This is a genomic window from Alkalispirochaeta alkalica DSM 8900 (genome assembly GCF_000373545.1).
Classification (GTDB): Bacteria; Spirochaetota; Spirochaetia; order DSM-27196; family Alkalispirochaetaceae; genus Alkalispirochaeta; species Alkalispirochaeta alkalica.
Window position 1 is genome coordinate 114,726 of record NZ_KB891691.1, and the last position, 20,661, is coordinate 135,386.

19 protein-coding genes are annotated in these 20,661 nt (G+C 60.0%); 9 read left to right on the top strand and 10 right to left on the bottom strand.

Annotated elements, in window-relative coordinates; all coding sequences use genetic code 11:
* Positions 1 to 20: 20 nt before the first annotated feature.
* From B071_RS0100505 to deoA, 6 genes are all read left to right on the top strand, one after another.
* Positions 21 to 1,523 (top strand): ABC transporter ATP-binding protein, encoded by a 1,503-nt coding sequence (locus B071_RS0100505; RefSeq protein WP_498365789.1) that lies wholly within the window; start codon positions 21 to 23, stop codon positions 1,521 to 1,523.
* Positions 1,523 to 2,602 (top strand): ABC transporter permease, encoded by a 1,080-nt coding sequence (locus B071_RS0100510; RefSeq protein ID WP_018525142.1) that lies wholly within the window; start codon positions 1,523 to 1,525, stop codon positions 2,600 to 2,602. The genes B071_RS0100505 and B071_RS0100510 overlap by 1 nt, the downstream gene beginning before the upstream one ends.
* Positions 2,595 to 3,542, top strand: coding sequence for an ABC transporter permease (locus tag B071_RS0100515; RefSeq protein WP_018525143.1), 948 nt, complete (start codon positions 2,595 to 2,597; stop codon positions 3,540 to 3,542). The genes B071_RS0100510 and B071_RS0100515 overlap by 8 nt, the downstream gene beginning before the upstream one ends.
* A gap of 180 nt (positions 3,543 to 3,722) precedes the next feature.
* Positions 3,723 to 4,430 carry a deoxyribose-phosphate aldolase gene (deoC, locus tag B071_RS0100520; RefSeq protein WP_018525144.1) on the top strand — a complete coding sequence of 236 codons (708 nt, stop codon included), beginning with the start codon at positions 3,723 to 3,725 and terminating at the stop codon, positions 4,428 to 4,430.
* 11 nt (positions 4,431 to 4,441) lie between these two features.
* Entirely contained in the window at positions 4,442 to 5,644 is a 1,203-nt protein-coding gene (locus tag B071_RS0100525) for a phosphopentomutase (RefSeq protein WP_018525145.1), read from the top strand.
* A gap of 3 nt (positions 5,645 to 5,647) precedes the next feature.
* The gene (deoA, locus tag B071_RS0100530; RefSeq protein ID WP_018525146.1) at positions 5,648 to 6,973 is read left to right on the top strand and encodes a thymidine phosphorylase; all 1,326 of its coding nucleotides are present in this window, start codon (positions 5,648 to 5,650) and stop codon (positions 6,971 to 6,973) included.
* On the opposite strand, the gene B071_RS15020 is transcribed toward deoA, so the two are convergent.
* The 7 genes from B071_RS15020 to B071_RS0100570 all read right to left on the bottom strand — a co-directional run bounded on the left by B071_RS15020 (position 6,915) and on the right by B071_RS0100570 (position 12,650).
* On the bottom strand, positions 6,915 to 8,906 hold the full coding sequence (locus B071_RS15020) for a peptidase U32 family protein (RefSeq protein ID WP_018525147.1): 1,992 nt from the start codon (positions 8,904 to 8,906) through the stop codon (positions 6,915 to 6,917). The genes deoA and B071_RS15020 overlap by 59 nt on opposite strands.
* A 36-nt stretch (positions 8,907 to 8,942) precedes the next feature.
* Positions 8,943 to 9,722 carry a helix-turn-helix domain-containing protein gene (locus B071_RS0100540; protein WP_018525148.1) on the bottom strand — a complete coding sequence of 260 codons (780 nt, stop codon included), beginning with the start codon at positions 9,720 to 9,722 and terminating at the stop codon, positions 8,943 to 8,945.
* Entirely contained in the window at positions 9,700 to 10,218 is a 519-nt protein-coding gene (locus tag B071_RS19490; protein ID WP_018525149.1) for a GyrI-like domain-containing protein, read from the bottom strand. Before B071_RS19490 ends, B071_RS0100540 begins: the two co-directional genes overlap by 23 nt.
* Positions 10,219 to 10,244: 26 nt before the next feature.
* Positions 10,245 to 10,721 carry a TrmO family methyltransferase domain-containing protein gene (locus B071_RS15025; RefSeq protein WP_018525150.1) on the bottom strand — a complete coding sequence of 159 codons (477 nt, stop codon included), beginning with the start codon at positions 10,719 to 10,721 and terminating at the stop codon, positions 10,245 to 10,247.
* A 244-nt stretch (positions 10,722 to 10,965) separates the two neighbouring features.
* Positions 10,966 to 11,832 (bottom strand): SDR family NAD(P)-dependent oxidoreductase, encoded by an 867-nt coding sequence (locus B071_RS0100560; protein WP_018525152.1) that lies wholly within the window; start codon positions 11,830 to 11,832, stop codon positions 10,966 to 10,968.
* Positions 11,833 to 11,836: 4 nt separating this feature from the next.
* On the bottom strand, positions 11,837 to 12,319 hold the full coding sequence (locus B071_RS0100565) for a MarR family winged helix-turn-helix transcriptional regulator (protein WP_018525153.1): 483 nt from the start codon (positions 12,317 to 12,319) through the stop codon (positions 11,837 to 11,839).
* Positions 12,309 to 12,650: a DUF1820 family protein gene (locus B071_RS0100570; RefSeq protein WP_281109784.1), complete on the bottom strand. Its 342-nt coding sequence runs from the start codon at positions 12,648 to 12,650 to the stop codon at positions 12,309 to 12,311. Before B071_RS0100570 ends, B071_RS0100565 begins: the two co-directional genes overlap by 11 nt.
* A gap of 236 nt (positions 12,651 to 12,886) precedes the next feature.
* Here B071_RS0100570 and B071_RS15030 point away from each other — a divergent pair, with 236 nt between their 5' ends.
* Positions 12,887 to 14,347 carry an L-lactate MFS transporter gene (locus B071_RS15030; protein WP_018525155.1) on the top strand — a complete coding sequence of 487 codons (1,461 nt, stop codon included), beginning with the start codon at positions 12,887 to 12,889 and terminating at the stop codon, positions 14,345 to 14,347.
* Here B071_RS15030 and B071_RS19495 read toward each other — a convergent pair.
* Both B071_RS19495 and B071_RS18055 read right to left on the bottom strand, forming a co-directional pair.
* Positions 14,235 to 15,227, bottom strand: coding sequence for a nucleoside recognition protein (locus tag B071_RS19495; protein WP_157702954.1), 993 nt, complete (start codon positions 15,225 to 15,227; stop codon positions 14,235 to 14,237). The two genes, B071_RS15030 and B071_RS19495, sit on opposite strands and share 113 nt — an antisense overlap.
* On the bottom strand, positions 15,227 to 16,444 hold the full coding sequence (locus B071_RS18055) for a carboxypeptidase regulatory-like domain-containing protein (RefSeq protein WP_083914237.1): 1,218 nt from the start codon (positions 16,442 to 16,444) through the stop codon (positions 15,227 to 15,229). Before B071_RS18055 ends, B071_RS19495 begins: the two co-directional genes overlap by 1 nt.
* A gap of 174 nt (positions 16,445 to 16,618) precedes the next feature.
* Between B071_RS18055 and B071_RS0100590 the strand changes: the two genes are divergently transcribed.
* Both B071_RS0100590 and B071_RS0100595 read left to right on the top strand, forming a co-directional pair.
* A complete protein-coding gene (locus B071_RS0100590) occupies positions 16,619 to 18,004 on the top strand; it encodes a hypothetical protein (protein WP_018525158.1) in 1,386 nt (461 codons plus the stop codon).
* Positions 18,005 to 18,072: 68 nt separating this feature from the next.
* Entirely contained in the window at positions 18,073 to 18,639 is a 567-nt protein-coding gene (locus B071_RS0100595) for an O-acetyl-ADP-ribose deacetylase (RefSeq protein ID WP_215730263.1), read from the top strand.
* Positions 18,640 to 18,659: 20 nt separating this feature from the next.
* On the opposite strand, the gene recQ is transcribed toward B071_RS0100595, so the two are convergent.
* Entirely contained in the window at positions 18,660 to 20,564 is a 1,905-nt protein-coding gene (gene recQ, locus B071_RS15040) for a DNA helicase RecQ (RefSeq protein ID WP_018525160.1), read from the bottom strand.
* Positions 20,565 to 20,661 lie beyond the last annotated feature (97 nt).

Sequence of the window (20,661 nt, forward strand, 5' to 3'; positions counted from 1 at the left end):
AGATGAACCACGTGGTGGAGATGAGAAACATCACCAAGGAGTTTCCGGGGATTCGTGCCAACGATGACCTGACCCTGGAACTTCGCCAGGGAGAGGTGCTGGCCCTGCTCGGCGAAAACGGTGCCGGCAAATCCACGCTCATGAGTATTCTCTTCGGTCTGTATCAGCCCGATTCCGGTGTGATCCGGGTGCGTGGCACGGAGGTGAACATCGATAACCCCACCGTAGCGAACGGTCTGGGGATCGGGATGGTGCACCAGCATTTCAAGCTGGTGCACAATTTCACCGTTACGGAAAATATCATCCTGGGGATGGAACCGCTCCGGGGAGCTCTGGTGGACCGGAAGGGTGCGGCCCTGCGGGTTCAGGAGCTCTCGGAGCAGTACGGATTGCGGGTCGATCCCTACGCACGGATAGACGATATCTCCGTAGGTATGCAACAGCGGGTGGAGATTCTCAAGATGCTCTACCGCGAGGCTGAGGTCCTGATCTTCGACGAGCCAACGGCTGTCCTGACCCCCCAGGAGATCAAGGATCTCCTGGCTATCATGGAGAATCTGATCAGGGAGGGAAAATCGATTATCCTGATCACCCACAAGCTGAAAGAGATCAAGGCGATCGCCCATCGGTGCACGGTGATTCGCCGGGGCAAGCTCGTGGGAACGGTTGATGTTAGGGAGACCAGCGAGGCCCGTATGGCCGAGATGATGGTGGGGCGGGAGGTCAGTTTTTCCGTGGAGAAGGGGGCCGCCGAGCCGGGAGCGGTGGCTCTCGATATCCGGAATCTCCAGGTTCTGAACGCACGAAAAACACCGGCTGTGAAAGATTTCTCTCTGGAGCTTCGTCACGGCGAGATACTGGGTCTTGCCGGTGTAGACGGCAACGGCCAGACCGAGCTTGTTGAGGCTCTGGTCGGGTTGAGAAAGGCCGAGGCGGGAACGATTGCGCTGGCGGGAAAGGATATTACCGGCTTTTCCGTCAGGGAGCGCATCGAGGCGGGGTTGGCTCATATTCCTGAAGACCGGCAGAAACGGGGGCTGGTACTGGATTACTCGATCCAGGAGAACCTGGTCCTGGCGACGCACCGGAAGGCGCCCTATTCGCGACGGGGATTCTTGCAGCCCGAAGCGATCCGGGCTCACGCCGAAAAGGTGATCAAAGCCTTCGATGTGCGGTCGGGCGAGGGTGCGGATACCATGGCCCGATCCATGTCGGGAGGTAATCAGCAGAAGGCGATCGTGGGTCGCGAGATAGACCTGGATCCGGAGGTCCTGGTGGCTGTTCAGCCAACCCGGGGCCTCGATGTGGGGAGCATCTCCTATATTCACAAGCGACTGGTGGCGCAGCGGGACGCGGGNAAGGCTATTCTCCTGGTGTCGCTGGAGCTGGATGAGATTCTCGACCTTTCCGACCGGATCGCTGTTATAAACCACGGCGAACTTATCGGAATTGTCGATGCTGCCTCAACAAACGAACGGGAAGTGGGGCTCATGATGACCGGTGTTCATAAGGAGGCCCTGTGATGCGCATTCGGCTCAACCGGGATTTTGTTATTGGCCTTGTTACGGTTTTTCTGGGATTGCTGGCAGGAGCCCTGCTCATGGCTCTGACAGGAAATAACCCCCTCCAGGGGTTCCGGTTCCTCTTCAGGGGAAGTCTTATGAACGTGGAGCGCTTCGGGAACACCCTGGCTATTTCCACGCCCCTGATTCTTACGGGCCTCTCCGTGGCCTTTGCCTTCCGGACGGGGCTTTTCAATATCGGTTCTCCCGGCCAGGTTCTGGTGGGGGGGCTGCTGGCGACTGTTCTTGGGCTTACCCTGGAGTTGCCCGGGGTTCTTCTGCTGCCCGTGATGACCCTGGCTGCGATCGCCGGCGGGGCCTTCTGGGGATTCATCCCGGGGTATCTGAAGGCACGGTTTAATGTCCACGAAGTTGTGGCCTGCATCATGATGAACTGGATAGCCTACTGGATCACGTATTACACGATCAGGATCCATTTCAGCAGCGCCGGCCTGGCTACAGAATCGCGACGTCTGGGTTTCGATGCGTCTCTCCGGGTGAAGTGGCTTACCGATCTGTTTCAGGGTTCCTATGTGAATCTGGGGATTTTTCTTGCCCTGGCGGCGGTGGTGGTGATCGCGGTGATTCTGAATAACACCGTCTGGGGATACCAGTTCAAGGCGGTGGGCTTCAATCGCTACGCGGCAGAAAACGCAGGAATCGCCGTGCAGCGTAATATTGTGACCTCCATGATGATCTCCGGGGCCCTCTCGGGTCTCGCCGGGCTCTGTTTCTACGCAGGATACGCCGTGAATATGGAGATCGGGATCATGCCCGCTATCGGCTGGGACGGTATCGCCGTGGCCCTGCTCGGGGCGGCATCCCCCGTGGGGGTTGTGGGGGCCGCGCTCTTTTTCGGGATTCTTCAGTCCGGAAAGGGGTTTATGGGCGCTATGACAGATATTCCTCCCGAGGTGGGGGATACGATCATCGCAGCGATCATCTATTTTGCCGCTACCAGTGTACTGATCCGGCGCGTCCTGGCGCATCGCCGGTTCCGGTTTCTCTTTACCCGGGGGGAGGATAACTCCGATGTTTGATATTCTGGTAAATCTGTTTCCCTACGCCATGGCCTTCACCATGCCGATTCTTGTCACCGCCCTGGGAGGGCTCTGCAGCGAGCGGAGCGGGATCGTCAATATCGGCCTCGAGGGGCTGATGGTGGTGGGGTCCTTCTCGGCGGCGGTTTTTATCTCCCGGTTCTATCCGATCCTGGGGGGGAACGCCCTCTGGTTTGGCCTCCTGGTTGCCATGGCTGCGGGGGCGGTCTTCTCGCTCCTCCACGCCTTTGCCTGCATTAATCTTCGGGCAAACCATGTGATCAGCGGGATCGCCATCAATATGATCGCTGCTGCCATGACTGTCTTCTTTGCCCGCACCATGACGGGGTCCGGGAACATTTTGCTCCGCAACGGCCTTGCCCGTTTCAGCGTGCCCGTTCTGGCGGAGATACCTCTGGCAGGGCCTCTGCTGTTCCGGCAGAGCTACGGCACCACCTGGCTGATTCTGGTTGTCCTGGTCCTGGTCTGGTTCGTCCTGTATTACACCCGCTTTGGCATGCGTCTCTGGGCTGCGGGGGAGCATCCGCATGCTCTTGATGCTGCTGGTGTGAGTGTGTACCGAATACAGTACTCGGGGGTTCTGCTTTCGGGGATGTTCGCCGGTCTGGGCGGTGCCACCATTCTGGTGACCTACTCGGGGGAGTTCAACGGCTCTGTTTCGGGCATGGGGTTTCTCGCCCTGGCAGCCCTGATCTTCGGCAAGTGGAAGCCCCTGGGAGTTCTGGGATCAACGCTCTTTTTTGGTTTTGCCATGACTATCGCCAATGCCTCCCAGGCCGAGCCAGCGCTCCAGGCGATTCCCGAAATTATTTTGAAGGTTTTCCCCTACGTGGTGACGCTCCTGGCGCTGATTCTCTTCTCCAGGACCACCCAGGCGCCCCGCGCTCTGGGCGAGCCCTTCGACAAGGGAAAACGCTAATGTCCGGGGCAGGGCCGGATCGGGTGGTGACCCGGTCCGGCGAAGACGCTGGGGCGGTGCAGGACGACGGTACAGGAAGAGAAAGGGCCCCGCGCCCGAACAATGAATTTGTGAGACAAAGAGCATGAGACCAATGAAGGAAGATCATGCAGCGACAAGACATACCCAGGAGGATCTGCCATGACCGCACACGGAACTGATGAAGCGCAGCACGAGCTGGCGCACTACATCGATCATACTTTGCTGAAGGCTACCGCCGGAAGCGATGATATTCGCAAACTTTGCCGGGAAGCCCGGGAACACCGGTTCTTTTCGGTTTGTGTCAATTCCTGCTGGGTCCCCCTGGCGAAGGAAGAGCTTCAGGGAAGCGGTGTCCGGGTTTGTACCGTAGTGGGGTTCCCCCTGGGTGCCATGTCCCGGGAAGCAAAGGTTTTTGAGGCCTCCACAGCTCTCTCCCAGGGAGCATCCGAGATAGACATGGTTCTGAACGTGGGATTTCTGAGGGAGGGCCGGTATGAAGAGGTCCAGGAAGAGATCCGTCAGATCAAGGAAGCCATCGGTGATGCGCTTTTGAAGGTTATCATCGAAACCTGCTATCTCACGGATCAGGAGAAGGTCCAGGCTTGTCGCCTGGCCGTGGCGGCCGGAGCGGACTATGTAAAAACCTCTACGGGCTTTGGCACGGGAGGAGCCGTGGCAGAGGACCTGCAGCTCATGCTCGAGGCGGTGGAAGGGAAGGCTCTGGTGAAGGCCTCGGGGGGAGTTCGCGATGCCGCCACGGCTCGGGCCTATATCGCCCTGGGGGTCCGTCGTCTGGGTACAAGTAACGGAATCGAGATCGTCTCCGGGAGCGCGCCTGATTCTGGCCCCCGATCGGGCTCCTACTAGGAGGCAGAACCATGATGAAGATGGATCGACTGTTCGTGATCGTTCTCGACAGCCTCGGTGTGGGAGCGCTCCCCGATGCCGAAGAATACGGTGATCTGGGAGCGAATACCCTGGGGCATATCGCCGAGGCGCTTCCCCTGGATCTTCCGGTGATGGAGTCGCTGGGTCTGGGAAACGTTTCGGCAATTCGGGGAGTACGCCCCGCCTCCGCCCCCCGGGGCGCCTGGGGGAAAGCTGCTTCTCGTACCAGGGGGAAGGATTCTACCGTGGGGCACTGGGAGCTTGCCGGTCTCCCCGTAGAGGAACCGCTCCCCACGTGGCCCCGGGGAATCGATCCCGCCGTGATTCGTGATTTCGAGAACGCCATAGGTCGACGCTGTATCGGGGGCGGTGTTGCTTCGGGAACGCAGATTATAGCCGATCTCGGAGCAGACCACGTCGAGACGGGGTGCCCCATCGTCTATACCTCGGCAGATTCGGTCTTTCAGATCGCTGCCCACGAAGAGGTGGTGGGGCTCGAGACCCTGTACGCGTGGTGCGAGACCGCCCGGGCCATGCTCAAGGTTGGGCGGGTGATCGCGCGTCCCTTCACGGGTAATGCCGGGGCGTGGCAGCGCACGGCCAATCGCCACGATTACGCGCTGGAGGCTCCCGGCACGACCATGCTGGATCATCTTCAGGAAAAAGGGTGTGCCGTTACGGGGGTAGGGAAAATCTCCGATCTCTTCGCGGGTCGGGGGGTAGACGAATCCTGGCCCACCACATCGAACGATCACGGCATGGAAAAAACTCTGGAAATTCTGCAGGGTGGTGGAAGCGGTCTGGTTTTCGTAAACCTCGTCGACTTTGATTCGGTCTACGGCCACCGCCGGGATGTGCGGGGGTACCGCGATGCCCTGGAGGGTTTTGACCGCTGGCTCGGGGAGTTCCTGCCCCTCCTGGGCCAGAATGAGGGGGTGATCATTACCGCTGACCACGGGTGTGATCCGATCTTCAAGGGAACCGACCATACCCGGGAATACGTACCGCTTCTGGCAGCAGGACCCCGGGTGCGACCCGGCGATCTGGGCTGCCGTAGCAGTTTTGCCGATCTTGCGGCTTCGGCGGTGCATCTCCTGACAGGATCGTCTTCCTGGCGGGGAGCGGGTGAAAGTTTTGCCGAAATGCTCGTGGCCGATACAGTGGTCCAGACAAATCCAGTCAAGGAGAGGTGAGAGATGTTTTTACCCCAGGAAATTATCCGAAAAAAACGGGACAATCAGGAGCTCACAGCCCGGGAAATCGCCTGGTTTGTGGAGGGGATAACCAGTGATTCCATCAGCGAGGCCCAGATAGCTGCCCTGACCATGGCGGTTTTTCTGAACGGCATGACCCGCGACGAGTGTGTGGCTCTGACCCTCTCCATGAGAGATTCGGGGAGGACCATGGACTGGAGTCAACTGGATCTGCCCGGTCCGATCATCGATAAGCATTCCACGGGAGGAGTGGGTGACACGGTTTCGCTTATGCTGGGCCCCATGTTTGCTGCCTGTGGCGGGTTTAACCCCATGATCTCCGGCAGGGGTCTTGGCCACACCGGGGGGACCCTGGACAAGCTTGGAAGCATCCCCGGGTATAATCCTTTTCCCACGCCGGAACAGCTCTCGCAGGCTGTCCGTGAGGCAGGGACCGCGATCATCGGTCAGACGGGTGATCTGGCCCCGGCCGACAAGCGGATCTACGCTACTCGGGATGTGACCGCTTCGGTTGAGTCAATTCCGTTGATCACGGCATCGATCCTTTCCAAGAAGCTGGCCGCAGGCCTGGACGCGCTCGTCATGGACGTGAAGGTAGGGTCCGGGGCCTTCATGGCCACGCCGGAACGCTCCAGGGAGCTCGCCGAGTCTATTGTAGCCGTGGGTACCGGTGCCGGTCTGAATATCAGCGCCCTCCTGACCGATATGAGTCAGTCTCTGGCGCCCTGCGCAGGAAACGCTCTGGAGGTGCGGTGTGCCCTGGACTACCTGACAGGAGTTGCCAGGCCCGAGCGACTCCACGCCGTTGTGATGGCCCTCTGCGTCGAGGGGCTCCTGGCAGGAAACCTGGCGGCAACCCGTCAGGAGGCGGAGACGATGCTTCTGCGAAGTCTCGATTCCGGCGCGGCGGCGGAACGGTTTGCGCGCATGGTTTCTATCCTGGGGGGGCCGGGAGATCTCCTGGAAAACCCCGATGCCCATCTTGCCTCGGCCCCCGTTGTGAAGGATGTCCTGATCCCCCGGGAGGGATACCTGGCAGCCTTCGATACGAGGGCACTGGGTTTTGCCGTGGTCGCTCTCGGCGGGGGACGCCTGCGCAGCGATCAGATGATCGACCCTGCTGTGGGTCTGACCGATATCTGCGAGCTGGGAGCTCCCGTGAAGGAGGGGGATCTGCTTCTGCGTGTTCACGCCAGGAGCGACGAGGATTACCGCAAGGTTCTCCCCATGATCCACGAGGCTGTGACAATCACTCAGGACCCTCCTGCGCCACAGGAGCTTGTTCAGGGCCGGATTGTCGGGACGTAAGATAGAGCCTCATCTCGCAACGGGTGCAGTCGAAACGGGCTTCCAGCGTTCCTGGAGGTCCCTCAAGAAGCAGGGGGGAGGCCGGGGGAGCGGGGGCCTCCCCGGTGGGTTTCCGTTCCCGGGGACAGATTCCCAGTTCATGCCGGAGGCAGTAGCGGCAGATCATGACGGGCCGGTCGCTCCCATCGGCTGGTTCGTCCTCCCGTGAGGCCTCCCGGGGCAATATATCGGGTGCGGGCGGGATTTCCCCCGCGACACCGTGGCGCCGGTAGAAGTTCCTGGCCATGGTGTTGGTGATGTTCAGCGAGGGCTCCTCGGAGTCTGTCGGAAAGGGTGCCGTTCCCCGGCCAGGTCGAACCGCATCGGGCGGACGCCGGGAGCTCCGTTTTTTCTGGTGTGCCTCGGCCAGGTCCCTCCGCAGGGAGTTTATCCAGGAGAGGGGAACGAGAGGGGGATCGCTCAGGTCCAGGGAGAGTTCCCGGATACGGAAGGGCGAGTTCCCCCATCGGGAAAACTGCCGCTCCAGATTCGCCCGGCCACGGTCGGGGGAGGGGGCCTCACCGGATCGCTGCGAAGGGGGGATGCTCCGCTCCATTCGCGAGGAGAGTCCTTCCTCGTCGGTAGCCGTTACGACCAGGAGGGGCTCGCCCGCACTGCTGGTGGCCCCGGATATGCTGACCCGGAGATCGATCGTGCGGGTGCCGCGGCTCTTTTCCACCTGGCGAACAAAGAACTGGTGGTGGTTGCGGTAGAGTTGTGTTCCCGCCCTCAGGTGAGATCCAAAACGGGCGTAGACCCGATACCATTCGGGGTTCCCCGTTTTTCCGGTTTTCTCGGGTTCTACCCGGTCTGCCCGGAAACCCTCCAGTTCTCCCCGGGCGGTAAAGAAGCAAAAGCCATCGCCGTTTCCCGGATCCGTCCAGGCCGGGAGGGTGAAGTACCCCTTCCCGACCCGCAGGACCTTGGCCAGAGGAACCCCCACGGCCTTGGGGGTCCCCAGGGTGGTGGCCTTTTTCTGGCGCCGGTGAAGAAAATGATCGGTGAAACCCCGTGAAAAGCTCTTCTCCGGGGCCGGGTCAAAGGAAAAGACCTCGCTTCCGCAGGAGCTGCGACGCCAGGACGGTTCCTTCTCCAGTATCCTGTCCAGGGCTTGGCGGTACCAGGCCGTGACGTTTTTCACGTAGTTTATGTCTTTCAGCCGACCCTCTATCTTGAAGCTGGTCGCGCCAGCCCGGAGCAGGTCCTCCAGATTGGGGCCGTTGCAAAGGTCCTTGAGCGAGAGGAGGTGCGTTTCTCCCGCGATCTCTTTTCCTCCCGGGGTGGTAACACGGTAGGGAAGGCGGCAGGGTTGGGCACAGGCCCCACGATTGGCGCTCCGACCTCCCCAGCGGTGGCTGGCGAAGCACCGGCCGCTGTAGGAAACGCACAGCGAGCCGTGAACAAAGACCTCCAGAGCTATGCGTTCTGTCCTGCGCCGGATTTCGGCGATCTCCTGGAGCGAGAGTTCCCGGGCAAGCACCACCTGCTCCACCCCGGCCTCTTCCAGGAAGCGGATTTTTTCGGGCCTTCTGTTATCCGCCTGGGTGCTGGCATGAAGGGCGATCGGGGGCAGATCCATCTCCAGGAGCGCCATGTCCTGAAAGATGATCGCGTCTGCGCCCCGGTGGTAGAGCTGGTGAACAAGGTCTTCTACCTGGGGGAGTTCCCGATCAAAGAGGAGCGTGTTAAGGGTCACGTAGACCCGGGCGCTGTAGAAATGGGCGGCCTCGATGAGACGGGAGATATCGTCCAGACTGTTTCCTGCAGCCTGGCGTGCCCCGAACCTGGACGCCCCCACGTAGAGGGCATCGGCACCGTGGGATAGCGCCGCCAGACCACAGGCTAGATCCCGGGCCGGAGCGAGAAGCTCGATTGCTGATTTTTTTGGAGTCATCCTGTCCTGTCCTGATTCGTAGTCAAGTATAGTCGATCAGGGGCCCGGAGAAAACCCTCGGGCCTCGGCGTGGGTGGAGGTCGCCGGAAAAGTGAGGCTCCTCTGAAGGTAGCAAAAATAGGCCTCCTCTTTCCGGGCCGTTTTCTGCAACGGGAGTTGTTCCCCAAGTCGGGTTTGCACGGTTCGGGAGGATCTCTCCCGAGTGGTACCTTCCGGTTCTTCGCACCATCGCCGGAGCAGATCCTCGGCAGAGACCTTACCCTCTCGGGAGTGCCCGGTCTGGCCCAGATACTCCCGGGTAAGAAGAAGCGCCTCCTCCCGAAACAGGTCGCTCTCAGGAGAAAGACCCCCCCGGGGGGGAGACTCTGCTCCAGGCAGTGGCCTGCTTCTTGCGGGCCGGGGGCGGTCGCCGGCCAGAAGCAGCTGGTAGGCTCGCAAGCGATGGGGAGTCCAGGGTGTTGGCAGAAACTGAAGGTCTTGTGGGTCGAGGCTTCGAGGAGAGGCTCCGCAACAGCGCCGCACGGCCCGGCTGAAGGCATCGCTCTGGAGTGACGCCGTCCAGGCCGCTTCGGTAACGCTCTGGCCCCGGGAAAACATCCCCTCGAGGGCCAGGGAAAGGCGTCGGCGTATCAGGTACTCGTAGGGTGTGTAGAGGGTATAGCGAGGAAAGAGACGGATAAAGTGAAAGAGAGAGTAACAAGCCTCCCGGGCCATCGTCTCCACCGTGCAGAGTTCCTCTTCTCCGGAACCAGCCGTGGCTTCTACCAGACGGAACACCCGGTCCAGACGTTCTTCAATGTCGGAGAAGGGGCGCATGGATCTGTACCTGCGACTCTTCCAGTTGGTCCATGCCCCGAAAACGGTGGTCGTAGCGGAGAACCGAGAAGGAGGTGTTGAGGCGGTATCCCTCGGGCAATTCAAGCTCCGCTGCCCAGTCTTCTGCGGCATCGGGGCCGTTCAGCCAGAAGAGTCCATACTCGCCGGGGGGGATAACTTTCAGGGAAAAGGGCAGGGGCCAACGGGCTATCTCCGAAAACTGAACAGGATGGCCTGCAAAGACCTCGTACTCTCCCCGAAGATTGCTCCCGGGATGAAGTATGTGGAGCTCAAAAAACTCTTCCTTGAAGGCTTCTCCGGGCGGATCGTTCTCCCGGGATGGGGGTGACTGCTCCCGAAGAAGCGACAGATACCGCTGCCAGAGGAGGCCGATCTCGTTTTCCTCGGTCCAGGCAGCGTGGGATGTGAAGGGGTTGCCAAAGAAGCTTGCCCCGGCCAGACAGACCGGGGGAAAGGTGTGAATGGTCACCTGCATGAGATGAGTACCTGCATGTCAGGAGATTACCATGTTTCTTCGGGGAGAGGGTAATACCATTCGCCCCATTCAGCCGGGACCCATTGTGGCTGACGATAATCCTGAACCCGGTCGAGGCATCCGTAGTAGGGTTTGATATCGATCACGGCCGTTCCAGCGAAGGCATCCAGCTCATCAAGCTTGATGCGTCCCCTGGCGGGATCGGTCTCACGCAGGCCGGCCACGGTGATGTTTACCGAGTTTGGTCTGAGGGGGCTTCGGGTGGCAAAGAGCCCCGCCTGAACACCGGGAGCGTAGGGAAGATCCACCGTGAGAGAGATCTTCCCGGGACCCGGGGAGGACCCTTCCAGGGGCTCTTCCTCTCCCCACCAGAGGATGATAACGTGGCTGAACTCCTGGAGCCCGTGCAACCCTGGCCAGAACTCTTCCCGGAGCTGCACGAAGGCTCCTTCTCCGGTTTTTTCCACCCTTCCCAGGGGTCGGATCGTCATGGTGTCCGTCATGTTTTTTCTCCTGCGTCATAGCGTTGTGTCATCTTCTGCGACGCAGGTGAAATTACCCGAAATGGGGATAAAGAACCCGGCAGAAATTGCGTTTCTGCGCTTGGGCATGTGGACCTTTTCTTTCCATCCCGGGGCGCTTCGACGGTCTCTGAAGGTAGTATCGGGGAAGGGGATATATGGGGAGGAGCTGTGCGTTAAATGGGGGGTATTGGAGTTATGAATATTTCGGGAGAAAAGAGGTCTTTCAGGGTTTCCTGGTGACGCTGTGAAAACTCTTTCCCTTCCCGGCAAGAATTCGGGCAACCAGAGAAGGACAGCATCGCTTTGCCCAGGAGAGGGCCCGTCCCGAAGGGATGGTGATAACCCGGCGCCGCGATCCTGTCAGGGCAGAAACGATGGCCCGGGCTGCCTGTTGCTGGGTTTGCTGAGCTCTCCGGTTATGTCTGAAGGGGGTGCCGTCGGCGGCGAGAGTTTCCTTGTGGGGGTCGTTTTCCACAAAGCCGAGAAGAACGAGACGACTCCTGAGACCGGCCGAGCGGTATTCTGCGTCCAGAGATTGGGCAAAGCGTTCCACCGCAGCTTTTGTGGCAGAGTAGATGGAGATGCCCGGGAACCCCCAGAGAGCGCCCACGGTGGAGACAAAGAGGACAGTACCCCCCGTTTTTTTCAGCTCCGGTACGGCCGCTACCGTAGGAAGGACAGCACTCAGCAGGTTCCCCCGGTAGAGGCGATCCAGGGCCGGTTCGCGCAGATCCTCAATGGCGCCGCGCATGGAGACACCAGCGTTATTTATGAGGTAATCAAGGCGGCCGAAGGTGGCGATAGTTTCATCTACAAGAGCCCGGGCGCCTTCTTCGGTGCTCACATCGGCTGTGACCGCCAGGAGTCGCCGCTCCCGTTGCGCCGGGAGGGCTGCGCCACTCCGGGAGATTTCGGCTTGCAGGAGCGCCTCGGTCTCGGCCAGCCCCGGGGAGGTGCGGCCATTAAGAACGACCCTGGCTCCCTGACTCAGGAGACATCGGGCCGTCTCCCTGCCGATACCCCGGCTGCTTCCTGTTACGATGCAGACCCGGTCCTGGAGGACGCTGATTGAGCGGTTTCTCTTCTGCACAGCCTTATCCTTCCGGATCGGGGTCGATGTCGTAGGCCTCGGGAGGCAGGGTCGAGGTGTTCATCATGGCTGCGATGCGCTGGATCGAGGAGAGAATCAGGGTCTGTTCCCAATCCTCGAGGGCGTTGAAACGCTTCACAAAACCTTCCTGGAGAAAATTGGGGTGGGTCTCGAGAATCTCCTGGGCTTTCTCGGTGATGCTCACGTAGACGCGACGTTTGTCCTCGCTCCCGCGCATCCGTGTAGCCAGGCCCTTAATCTCGAGCCGATCCAGGATGGTCGTTACCGTGGCCTGACTCAGGCTGATGCGCCGGGCCAGCTCGCCGATCGTCATGGAGCCGTACTGGCCAATCTCGCTGATCACCACAAGCTGGGGACCGGTGAGGCCGTACTGTTTTGACAACTGACGGGAATGGATGTCGATCGCGCGGATTATCTTCCTGAGCGTGGAGAGAACAAACGTGCTGGTATCGAGGTTATTTGTCATCGTCTTCCTGTGTGCCTTCGTCGGGCTTCTTGCTCCCGGAATTCCCGATCTGTTCGGGTTTGCCGAACTGGATGACTTTCCCCGGTTGAACGTCGCGCGTCTCCTGAAGGACCTCGATAAGCTGGACGCTCTGAAAGGGAAGCATGATGCTGCGGGCATCCCCGAAGGTTCTTCTGAGCTCGTCGTCGTCGGGGCCGATGATGACGGAACTGGGAGAGGGGAAGAGGATGTCTTCTATGGAAACAAAATAGGGGTGTGTCATGTCCAGGTCTTTCGCCTTCAGGGTCCGAAGCTTTTCCTGCCACATGAAATGTATTCTGTACTCGGGCACCGTTGAACGTCCTTCACGATAAATATGCAAATATTGCTTACAGCTCGTTGAAACCTACTATACCCGACATAATTTTTTAGATAAAGGGATACCGCTTGTTCTTTGTGCGATTCGGATTTTTTCCGGGAAATTCTCGGGTTTCCCTTTTTGCTGGTGAATCTTATAGATACAAAATGATCCATTTGGTATGATACGATCCAATAGTACAATAGCCCGAGATACGGGCGAGGAGTGCCATGAACCGCGAAAAAAACGCTCGCCGATGGCCTGTTGTCGTGGGGGCTCTGGTTATTCAGGCAAGTCTGGGGGCGGTCTACATCTGGAGCGTCTTTCAGACGCCCTTGCTGGCGGCCTTCCCCGAATGGTCGGAGAAGACCGTGACACTTCCGGCGCAACTGGTACTGGCTTTCTTCGCTCTGGCCGTTATCCTGGGTGGTCGCTTGCAGGATCGGCTTGGCCCCCGGCGGGTAGCTTCGGCAGGGGGAATCCTGCTCGGTCTGGGGTTGGGACTTTCCTGGTTCAGTCAGTTTTTCCCCTCCCCGGGAGCCCTGATCTGGCTCCTGGCTACCTTTTCCCTCCTGGGCGGTTTCGGGATCGGTATGGCCTACGTTTGTCCCATCGCAACCTGCGTCAAGTGGTTTCCCGACAAGCGGGGGGTAGTAACCGGTTTGGCCGTGGCCGGTTTTGGGGGCGGAGCTTTTTTCTTTGCCCCCCTGGCACGGGGGTTTATCTCGGGGGGGGCCTACCAGATCTTCGGGCTCCGCCTCTTCCCGCTTCCGCATCTGGGACTCTTCGGCACATTTCTCGTTCTGGGGGTGATCTTTTTCTGTGCCACCCTGGCAGGGGCACAACTTCTGAGAAATCCTCCTCCCGACTTTTCACCTCCCGGTCGGGATCCCGGTGGTGCCGGACAGGATGCGGTGATGGCTCCCGAGTTCTGCTCATCGGAGATGCTCAGAACACCCCTGTTCTGGCTTCTCTGGACCACGTATTTTGTGGGATGCGCCGCAGGTTTGCAGGTGATCATGAAGATCTCTCCCATATGGGAATCGTTCAGCATGACCGGGCTCTCTTCCCCTGTGGCGGAAGCTACGTTTCTGCGGGTCAGTGCCCTGGGGACGACGGCCGTTTCCGTCCTGGCGATCTTCAACTCCTCGGGACGGATTATCTGGGGAAAGGTATCCGATTCTCTGGGCAGGAAGGTGACGCTGGTGATCATTTTTTCGCTCTCTGGTCTCGTCCTGCTCTTCCTGGACAGCATGAGGACCTTTCCGCTCTATCTGGCAGGAACAGGCCTGGTTGGTCTTTGTTTTGGGGGGCTTCTGGCGCTCTATCCAGCGATCACGGCTGACTTTTTCGGGACAAAACACATCGGCTCAAACTATGGCTGGATGTACACCGCCTACGGAGCAGGAGGTCTCGCTGGCCCCTTTCTTGCGGCACGGTTGATGAGGGTCGAGGCGGGGGTGATCTATCTGGCCCGGTCCCCTGCCGGAACGGTGAGCGAACATCTTCTGATCCCGGGGGACTACCAGCCGGCTTTTCTGGTGGCAGGGGGTGCGTGTCTGGTAGCGGCAGTTCTGCTTATGCTCTTCCTCTCTCATCGCCCTCACGGGAATCCCTCGGGGTGCAAGAAAATGCCAGCTCGAAGCGCCGCAGATGCACCACCAGGAACGCTGCCAGGAGTCGCGGAATGATCAGTACCAGCAGGTTCGCACCGAGCGCAACAAACAGGAACGTGTCCTCCAGAAGGCTGTGGGACACTGCCAGATGGTGATTCACCAGATCTGCCTCTTCCGGCTTGAGGTCTCCCTGTTGGCGCTCTTCGAGCAGCACGGCAGCACCGTAGGTGAGGCCCAGGGTATTTCCGGCAAGCCAGAGAAAGGCTGTGCTGCGCGGCAATCCAAAGGCGGCTACCAGGGGTTCGCATAATCGGGCCACCCCCGGAAGAATCCCTCGGAGCCGCAGAAAACGCTGGATAACCATGAGCCCCACCACGAGACAGAGGATTCGTGCCAGGGCCCTGGCGGTATCGATAATCCATCCCTGCAGGGCGGCCCCTGACGCGGCCCAGCCGGGGAACCCCGGAGAGAGAGCTTCCCCGGCCATTCTGACCGTTTCACCCTGAAGCCCCAGGATCCTTCCCGCCACAACGCCGGCCACAAGGGCTGTCACGAGCCGGACCATTACTATGCGTAGCGGATGAGAGCCGACCCGGGCCTGAACGGCGGTCTCCACGAAGAGATTGTGGCAGATCAGAATCATCAGAGCCATGACGGTGATCTCGGCAGGGGAAAAGTGCAGGGAGGTCATGATGCCGATCGCCGGATAGATCGTCACCAGCGCACCCGTTGCGACCACGAGCGCAGCCTCTCCGGGGAGACCCGCCATCGCCATGATCGGATCCAGCAAAACAGCTATTCCTTCCAGGAGGCCCGAGAGCTGCAACAGAAATACGGCGAATCCCGCAGGCACCAGCACTGTCGCAAGATGCCCAAAGGTGACAATTCCCTGGCTAACCCCCTCGTGGAGGGTTTTCCACCAGAGAGGGGGGGCGCTGGAGATCCGTACAGGCATCAGGGGCTCTCGGCGAACCTGAGTTCGTTCAGGGGCGTGAGAGCTCCCGTGGTTCCGTCTATGGTGAAGACATCCCAGACCGTTCCCTCTCGTTGTGGCACGGGGAACTCTGCCACCTGCTGACTCCCGTGGTATACCGTCACCCGCGCTCCGCTTCCCGCCAGTCCCCAGGAATTGCGGTTTCGGCGGTTTGTGAAGTCGTGAACCGTGAACCGGTATGTCCCCGGATCCAGACCGTTGATGGTGATCGTCTCCGGCCCGAAACCCTCTCGGGCATCGACATCCAGATAGTGGCGCTCGTCGTAGATGCGCATATTGTGATAGCTGATATGAAACTCTTCGTCCTCACCGGCGGGGCCTCTCAGGTGTGCATCGAGATCGGGAGGTGTTGCCCCCCAGGAGAGAGCTATCCGGACGGAGCTGGGCGGGAGGTTATCCTGCGAGAGCAGGGCATTCCGGAGCGCCGGTAGATCGTAGCGCATGAAATCAACCGAAGATCGGGCCTCGATGTAATCTTCCTGTTCGAAGGTCACGGCGTACCGCCCCATGGGGAAACTGTGGAGAACGTAGAAACCGGTATCGCTGGTTACGGCCGTCTGGCCCTCCAGGGGTGATCCCGAGAGCGCGTCGACCAGACGTACCGTTACACCTGCCAGGGGTTCGCCGGTCTGGGCGTTGCGCACGTTTCCGTAGATCATGCGCCGCACCGGGAAAAACCGCTGGGGCTGATGGATTTCTCCCGTTGCGCCGTTGAGCGTCAGGGCGTGCCAGGCGTTGCCGTTGCTGCTGGAAGGCGGGTCCAGACGCCGCACCTCTCCCTCTATTTCTACTTCCACCACCACCTGGCTGTCCCAGGCTCTCATGTTAAACCCCGATTCGGCCTGGGGAAAGAGGTATAGCTGGTAGAGCCCCTGTTGGGGAGGTTCTATCCGCCAGGCGAGAGAGTTCATGGACATGCCACGCAGATCACCGCCCCCGGAGGAAACGTGGCCGTCTTCGGAGCTGTCGTTCCTTCCCTGAACGGACTCGCGAGAGCCGTCGGGTTGCTCCGGAAGCAACAGGGCTCCCGCGAGCTGGGTCGGGCTGAAGGTGCCCCACCGGACAGTGATGGTGATCTCCGAAGCCAGCAGGTGAGCTGAAGAAAGGCAAAGAAGCAGTGTCCCCATAATCACGTTCCGTGATGTTCCTGTTCTGAGGTGTTGCGCGCCGTGAAACATCGATGTTCCCCCTTAGCCGCCCATGATACTCCGTCCCGGGCATGCATTTCCACCCGGGATTTCGGGAGAAGAAGAGCCGATCGAAGGAATTTGACAGGTCTTGCCTGCTCCACTATACACTGATCTGTACGGTACACTATTTTTAGAGGCCGATCCTTTCAAAGGAGTTTCCCCATGGTAGTCCCTGCAAGGTATTCCGGGCGTGGCGTTGTGGCTTCGCTGCTTCTCGTGTTTCTGTTGGTGGCCGGTCTCGCCGGGGTATCTGCCCAGAGGAGTCGCAGACCACAGAGACTCGACTCGCTTGATCGGCACTTCTCCCAATCATCCCAATCGGCGAACAACAACATGACCGGCCTGGATCTGCCGGAATTTTCTGTGGGTACCACGCTTTCGATTGAGCCCTTCGTCCCCGGGGATTACACCGGGCGGGTTGTGGATGAGCGCTTTATCGAGGCCCATATTGCAACCAATACGGTCATGACTCCTCCCGTGGGGGACCCCATATTCACTGTGCATCACGTGTATTGGGGCTATATTCAGGACGAGAGCTTTGGAAAGAACGTCCTGGTCGCCGAGATAGCCGGGGTAGACGTCATGGAATACTCCCTTTACCTGTTGCAATTCACCGACCAGGGCGAATTGGTCAGCACCTTGTGCGTTGCCCGCCATGCAGCATTTTCGGATTCAGCGATCCAGCTTGGTTCCAGGGTTAAGGAAGGCCGTATAGACACCACGTACCAATCCCGGTTTTTTCATCACGATGTCCCGCCCCATCTCAACCCCGTTGTTGAGCGATCCTACAAGGTCGGCAGGAGTCAGGGGGGATCGTACGAGGAAATTGTCACCGGGAATTACTATATGCCGAATCCCCACGGCATAGGACTTTCCCGGGCTATGGAGAGCGAGTTCTTTTCCGCCTGGGAGACGCAGCGGGAACGGCCCCGGATGTTTCTGATCGGCTGGTCCCGTGGCGGTTATATGGCCTACATACTCGAATCCTTTCAGGATGGAATGGGGGCAGTGTTCTACACCTGGCACATCTTTGATATTGCCTCGAACAGGATGGTCTGGAACCGCCGGGATAATGAAGAAGATGCCTTGAAGAGGATCTCCTCTTCGCCTCACAGAATACAAAGTCCCGAGGCCTTTATGGAATATTACCAGAAAAGCATAAGCACCCTGGCTCCGGTGTTACAGGAGTTCGGCATTATCACCCATACCGAGGCGGAGTTTACCCCGTTGCTTCCCGGAAGGTGGTACATAGAAGGAGAGGAAGTCGCGGTGCGGGTGATAAACGAAACCCGGTCTTTCCACCCTTATTTTGGTATCGAGCGCATAACCAGTTACGACATGGTAATCCAGCGAGAGAACCGGGAGCGCAGGGTCTTCGCCCAGAAGGATATGGAGGGGCTGGTGCTCGGGATTCGCCCCATCGGACGAATCCTCTATCCTCATGATCCTGACAAGGCGGTGATCGTTTCTGCGCAGGTCTTGCGGGGATGGGAAGGCCCTCCCCACGGGATCGGCCTTCAGGTCAATGGAGTTCGAACCGATTTCTGAGGGTTCCAGGGTTCGGTGTCTCCTTCGGAAGCGGGACCGATTGGTAGCGGAATCGTTCGGTGGCGAAAATGCGAAATGGCCGAAATGAAGGGAAGGAATCGGTGAAGCGNTTTCAAATTATTCCGGGTGATATCACCGCTCAAAAGGTGGGCGCCCTGGTGAATGCAGCAAACGAAACTCTCCTGGGAGGGGGCGGGGTCGATGGTGCCATTCACCGGGCTGCAGGACCGGAACTGCTCGAGGCCTGCCGGGCGCTTGGGGGCTGCGCCACGGGGGATGCGAAAGCTACCCGGGGGTACGGCCTGTCCGCAGCCTGGGTGATCCATACGGTAGGTCCCGTGTGGCGCGGTGGTCATCTGAAGGAGGCCGATCTCCTGGCTTCGTGCTACAGGAGGTCTCTGGAGCTGGCCTGCTCGCTGAAGGTCCGGACCCTGGCCTTTCCATCGATCAGCACCGGCGCCTACGGATATCCCCTGGATCAGGCGGCGGCCGTGGCAGTGGCTGCGATCGGGGACTTTCTTGTCACAGATCGGCACCTTTCGCAGGTCTGTATGGTTTGCTTCAGCAGATCCGTGCAGGAGGCCTACGAAGCGGCCTGGAGGGCCTGGAGATACCGTGCAGAGGAGGGGGTATGAGCCCCCCGGGTGCCGGTGGTTCAGGGTTCGTCCCGGGTGCGGTCCTGGTCCCGGGAATGGGGTTCCTTCCCCGGTGAAGCCAGGAAAGAGCGGATAGTATCAAGGAACATATCTCCGTAGGCCTCGAGTTTGCGCTCCCCCACGCCGTGGCAGCGGAGGAGGGCCGGGGCGTCGGTGGGGCCGTTCCTCGCCATAACCCTGAGGGTCTTGTCACTGAAGACGATGTAGGGAGGTATTCTCCGTTCGGCGGCGAGTTTTGTGCGGAGCGCCTTGAGGCGGGCAAAGAGCTCCTCCTGGTGAGGACGCAGGGGTTGGGAGTTTTCGGTTCGCCGGGATGTGCTCCGGGATCTCTTTCCGGAGGGAGTCGCTCCTGATCCCTCCGGCGTGGCCTCCCGGATCGAGGAGAAGCGTTCCCGGCTCTGGAGCAACTCCCGGCCCCGGGCTGTGACAAAGAAACCTCCGGGACGTCCTCCCTCACCCTCATGACGGGCCAGAAAGGAGGCTGTTTCCAGATCCCGGGCAAGACCGAGCCACCACTGCCGGTTCTGTTCCCGGCCCACTCCAAAGGTAGGCAGGTTCTGGTGGCCCCGTTCCAGCACCCGATCTGTGAGAGTGCCCGTGACAATGTCTGCCAGGTGATGTGCACCAAAGACCTCACCGGTTCTGACCGCTGCCGAGAGGAGCTTCTGGGCAGCCACGGTATGGTCGGTACGGTCAACTTCGCCGAGGCAGATATCGCAGGATCCGCAGTCGCCGGGAAAGTCTTCGTCAAAATGGGCCAGGAGGCTGATGCGTCGACAATCGGGAGACTCGACGTAGCGAAGAACCTCGCGTAACCGGGTATCCGCTGCGCGACGCTCCGTCTCATCCTGGATGGCCGCAATATGCCGTCCGATGATCGCCATATCGCGGGAGCTCCAGAGCAGCAGCGTATCTGCGGGATCGCCGTCCCGGCCCGCCCGGCCCGTCTCCTGGTAGTATCCCTCCAGACTCCGGGGGAGATCCCCGTGGAGAACCCAGCGAACGTTCGACTTGTCAATTCCCATACCAAAGGCGATGGTAGCTACCACGACCTGCAGTGTGTCCCGGACAAAGGCCTCCTGGATCCGGGCGCGCTCCTCATCGGGGAGCCCCGCGTGATAGGGCCGCGCATCGATACCGGCAGCACGAAGTTCCTCGGCGGTACTCTCCGTAGCTTTTCGTGTCGATCGATAAATTATCCCCGGTTCACCGGGGCGGGAACGAAGGAACTCCAGGATTTGCTGATCCACCGAGGTCTTGGGCATAACGCGATAGGTCAGCTCCGGGCGGTTGAACCCTGCACGAACCACCAGAGGGTCCCTCAACCCCAGTTGTGCCACGATATCTTCCTGTACCGCCTGGGTGGCGGTGGCAGTGAAGGCCGAGACTGGCACGGAGGCAAACTCCTCCCGAAGGCACCGGAGGGACCGGTAATCAGGACGAAACTCATGACCCCACTCGGAGACACAGTGGGCCTCGTCAACGGCAAAGGCGCTTACCCCGAAATCTTTCAGGGCCTTGCGGAATTCCGCCCCGGCCAGCCGTTCCGGCGAGACGTAGAGAAGCTTGATACGCCCCGCAGCAAGGTCTCTCCAGACGGCCCGGGCTGCTTCAGCGCTTTGACTGCTGTTAAGACAGGCCGCCGCCAGGCCGTTCTCGAGGGCCCCGTCCACCTGGTCCTTCATGAGCGCGATAAGCGGGCTTACCACCACCGTTATGCCTTCCCGCAACAGCGCGGGCAGCTGGTAACAGAGAGATTTTCCCCCGCCTGTTGGCAGAGCCGCAAAGAGGTCGCGTCCCGCCAGGGCCGCCAGAACTATCTCTTCCTGATTTGCCTTGAAGGAAGAAAAGCCAAAGGCCTGCTTGAGTGTACGTCGAAGTTCTTTCTGAAGATGGCCGCTCACTCCCCCAGTATGGCCGGGCATCCCTGGCCCGTGCAAGACCAGGGAGCCCGTCTGGTATGTCGGAATGCCTTTCCCCGGGGAGGGAATGTGCGGGATC

Excerpts from the sequence above, each read along its gene's own strand:
- B071_RS0100510 (WP_018525142.1), top strand. The coding sequence starts at position 1,523 with ATGCGCATTCGGCTCAACCGGGATTTTGTTATTGGCCTTGTTACGGTT.
- B071_RS0100515 (WP_018525143.1), top strand. The coding sequence starts at position 2,595 with ATGTTTGATATTCTGGTAAATCTGTTTCCCTACGCCATGGCCTTCACC.
- deoC (WP_018525144.1), top strand. The coding sequence starts at position 3,723 with ATGACCGCACACGGAACTGATGAAGCGCAGCACGAGCTGGCGCACTAC.
- B071_RS0100525 (WP_018525145.1), top strand. The coding sequence starts at position 4,442 with ATGATGAAGATGGATCGACTGTTCGTGATCGTTCTCGACAGCCTCGGT.
- deoA (WP_018525146.1), top strand. The coding sequence starts at position 5,648 with ATGTTTTTACCCCAGGAAATTATCCGAAAAAAACGGGACAATCAGGAG.
- B071_RS15020 (WP_018525147.1), bottom strand. The coding sequence starts at position 8,906 with ATGACTCCAAAAAAATCAGCAATCGAGCTTCTCGCTCCGGCCCGGGAT.
- B071_RS0100540 (WP_018525148.1), bottom strand. The coding sequence starts at position 9,722 with ATGCGCCCCTTCTCCGACATTGAAGAACGTCTGGACCGGGTGTTCCGT.
- B071_RS19490 (WP_018525149.1), bottom strand. The coding sequence starts at position 10,218 with ATGCAGGTGACCATTCACACCTTTCCCCCGGTCTGTCTGGCCGGGGCA.
- B071_RS15025 (WP_018525150.1), bottom strand. The coding sequence starts at position 10,721 with ATGACGGACACCATGACGATCCGACCCCTGGGAAGGGTGGAAAAAACC.
- B071_RS0100565 (WP_018525153.1), bottom strand. The coding sequence starts at position 12,319 with ATGACAAATAACCTCGATACCAGCACGTTTGTTCTCTCCACGCTCAGG.
- B071_RS15030 (WP_018525155.1), top strand. The coding sequence starts at position 12,887 with ATGAACCGCGAAAAAAACGCTCGCCGATGGCCTGTTGTCGTGGGGGCT.
- B071_RS19495 (WP_157702954.1), bottom strand. The coding sequence starts at position 15,227 with ATGCCTGTACGGATCTCCAGCGCCCCCCCTCTCTGGTGGAAAACCCTC.
- B071_RS18055 (WP_083914237.1), bottom strand. The coding sequence starts at position 16,444 with ATGTTTCACGGCGCGCAACACCTCAGAACAGGAACATCACGGAACGTG.
- B071_RS0100590 (WP_018525158.1), top strand. The coding sequence starts at position 16,619 with ATGGTAGTCCCTGCAAGGTATTCCGGGCGTGGCGTTGTGGCTTCGCTG.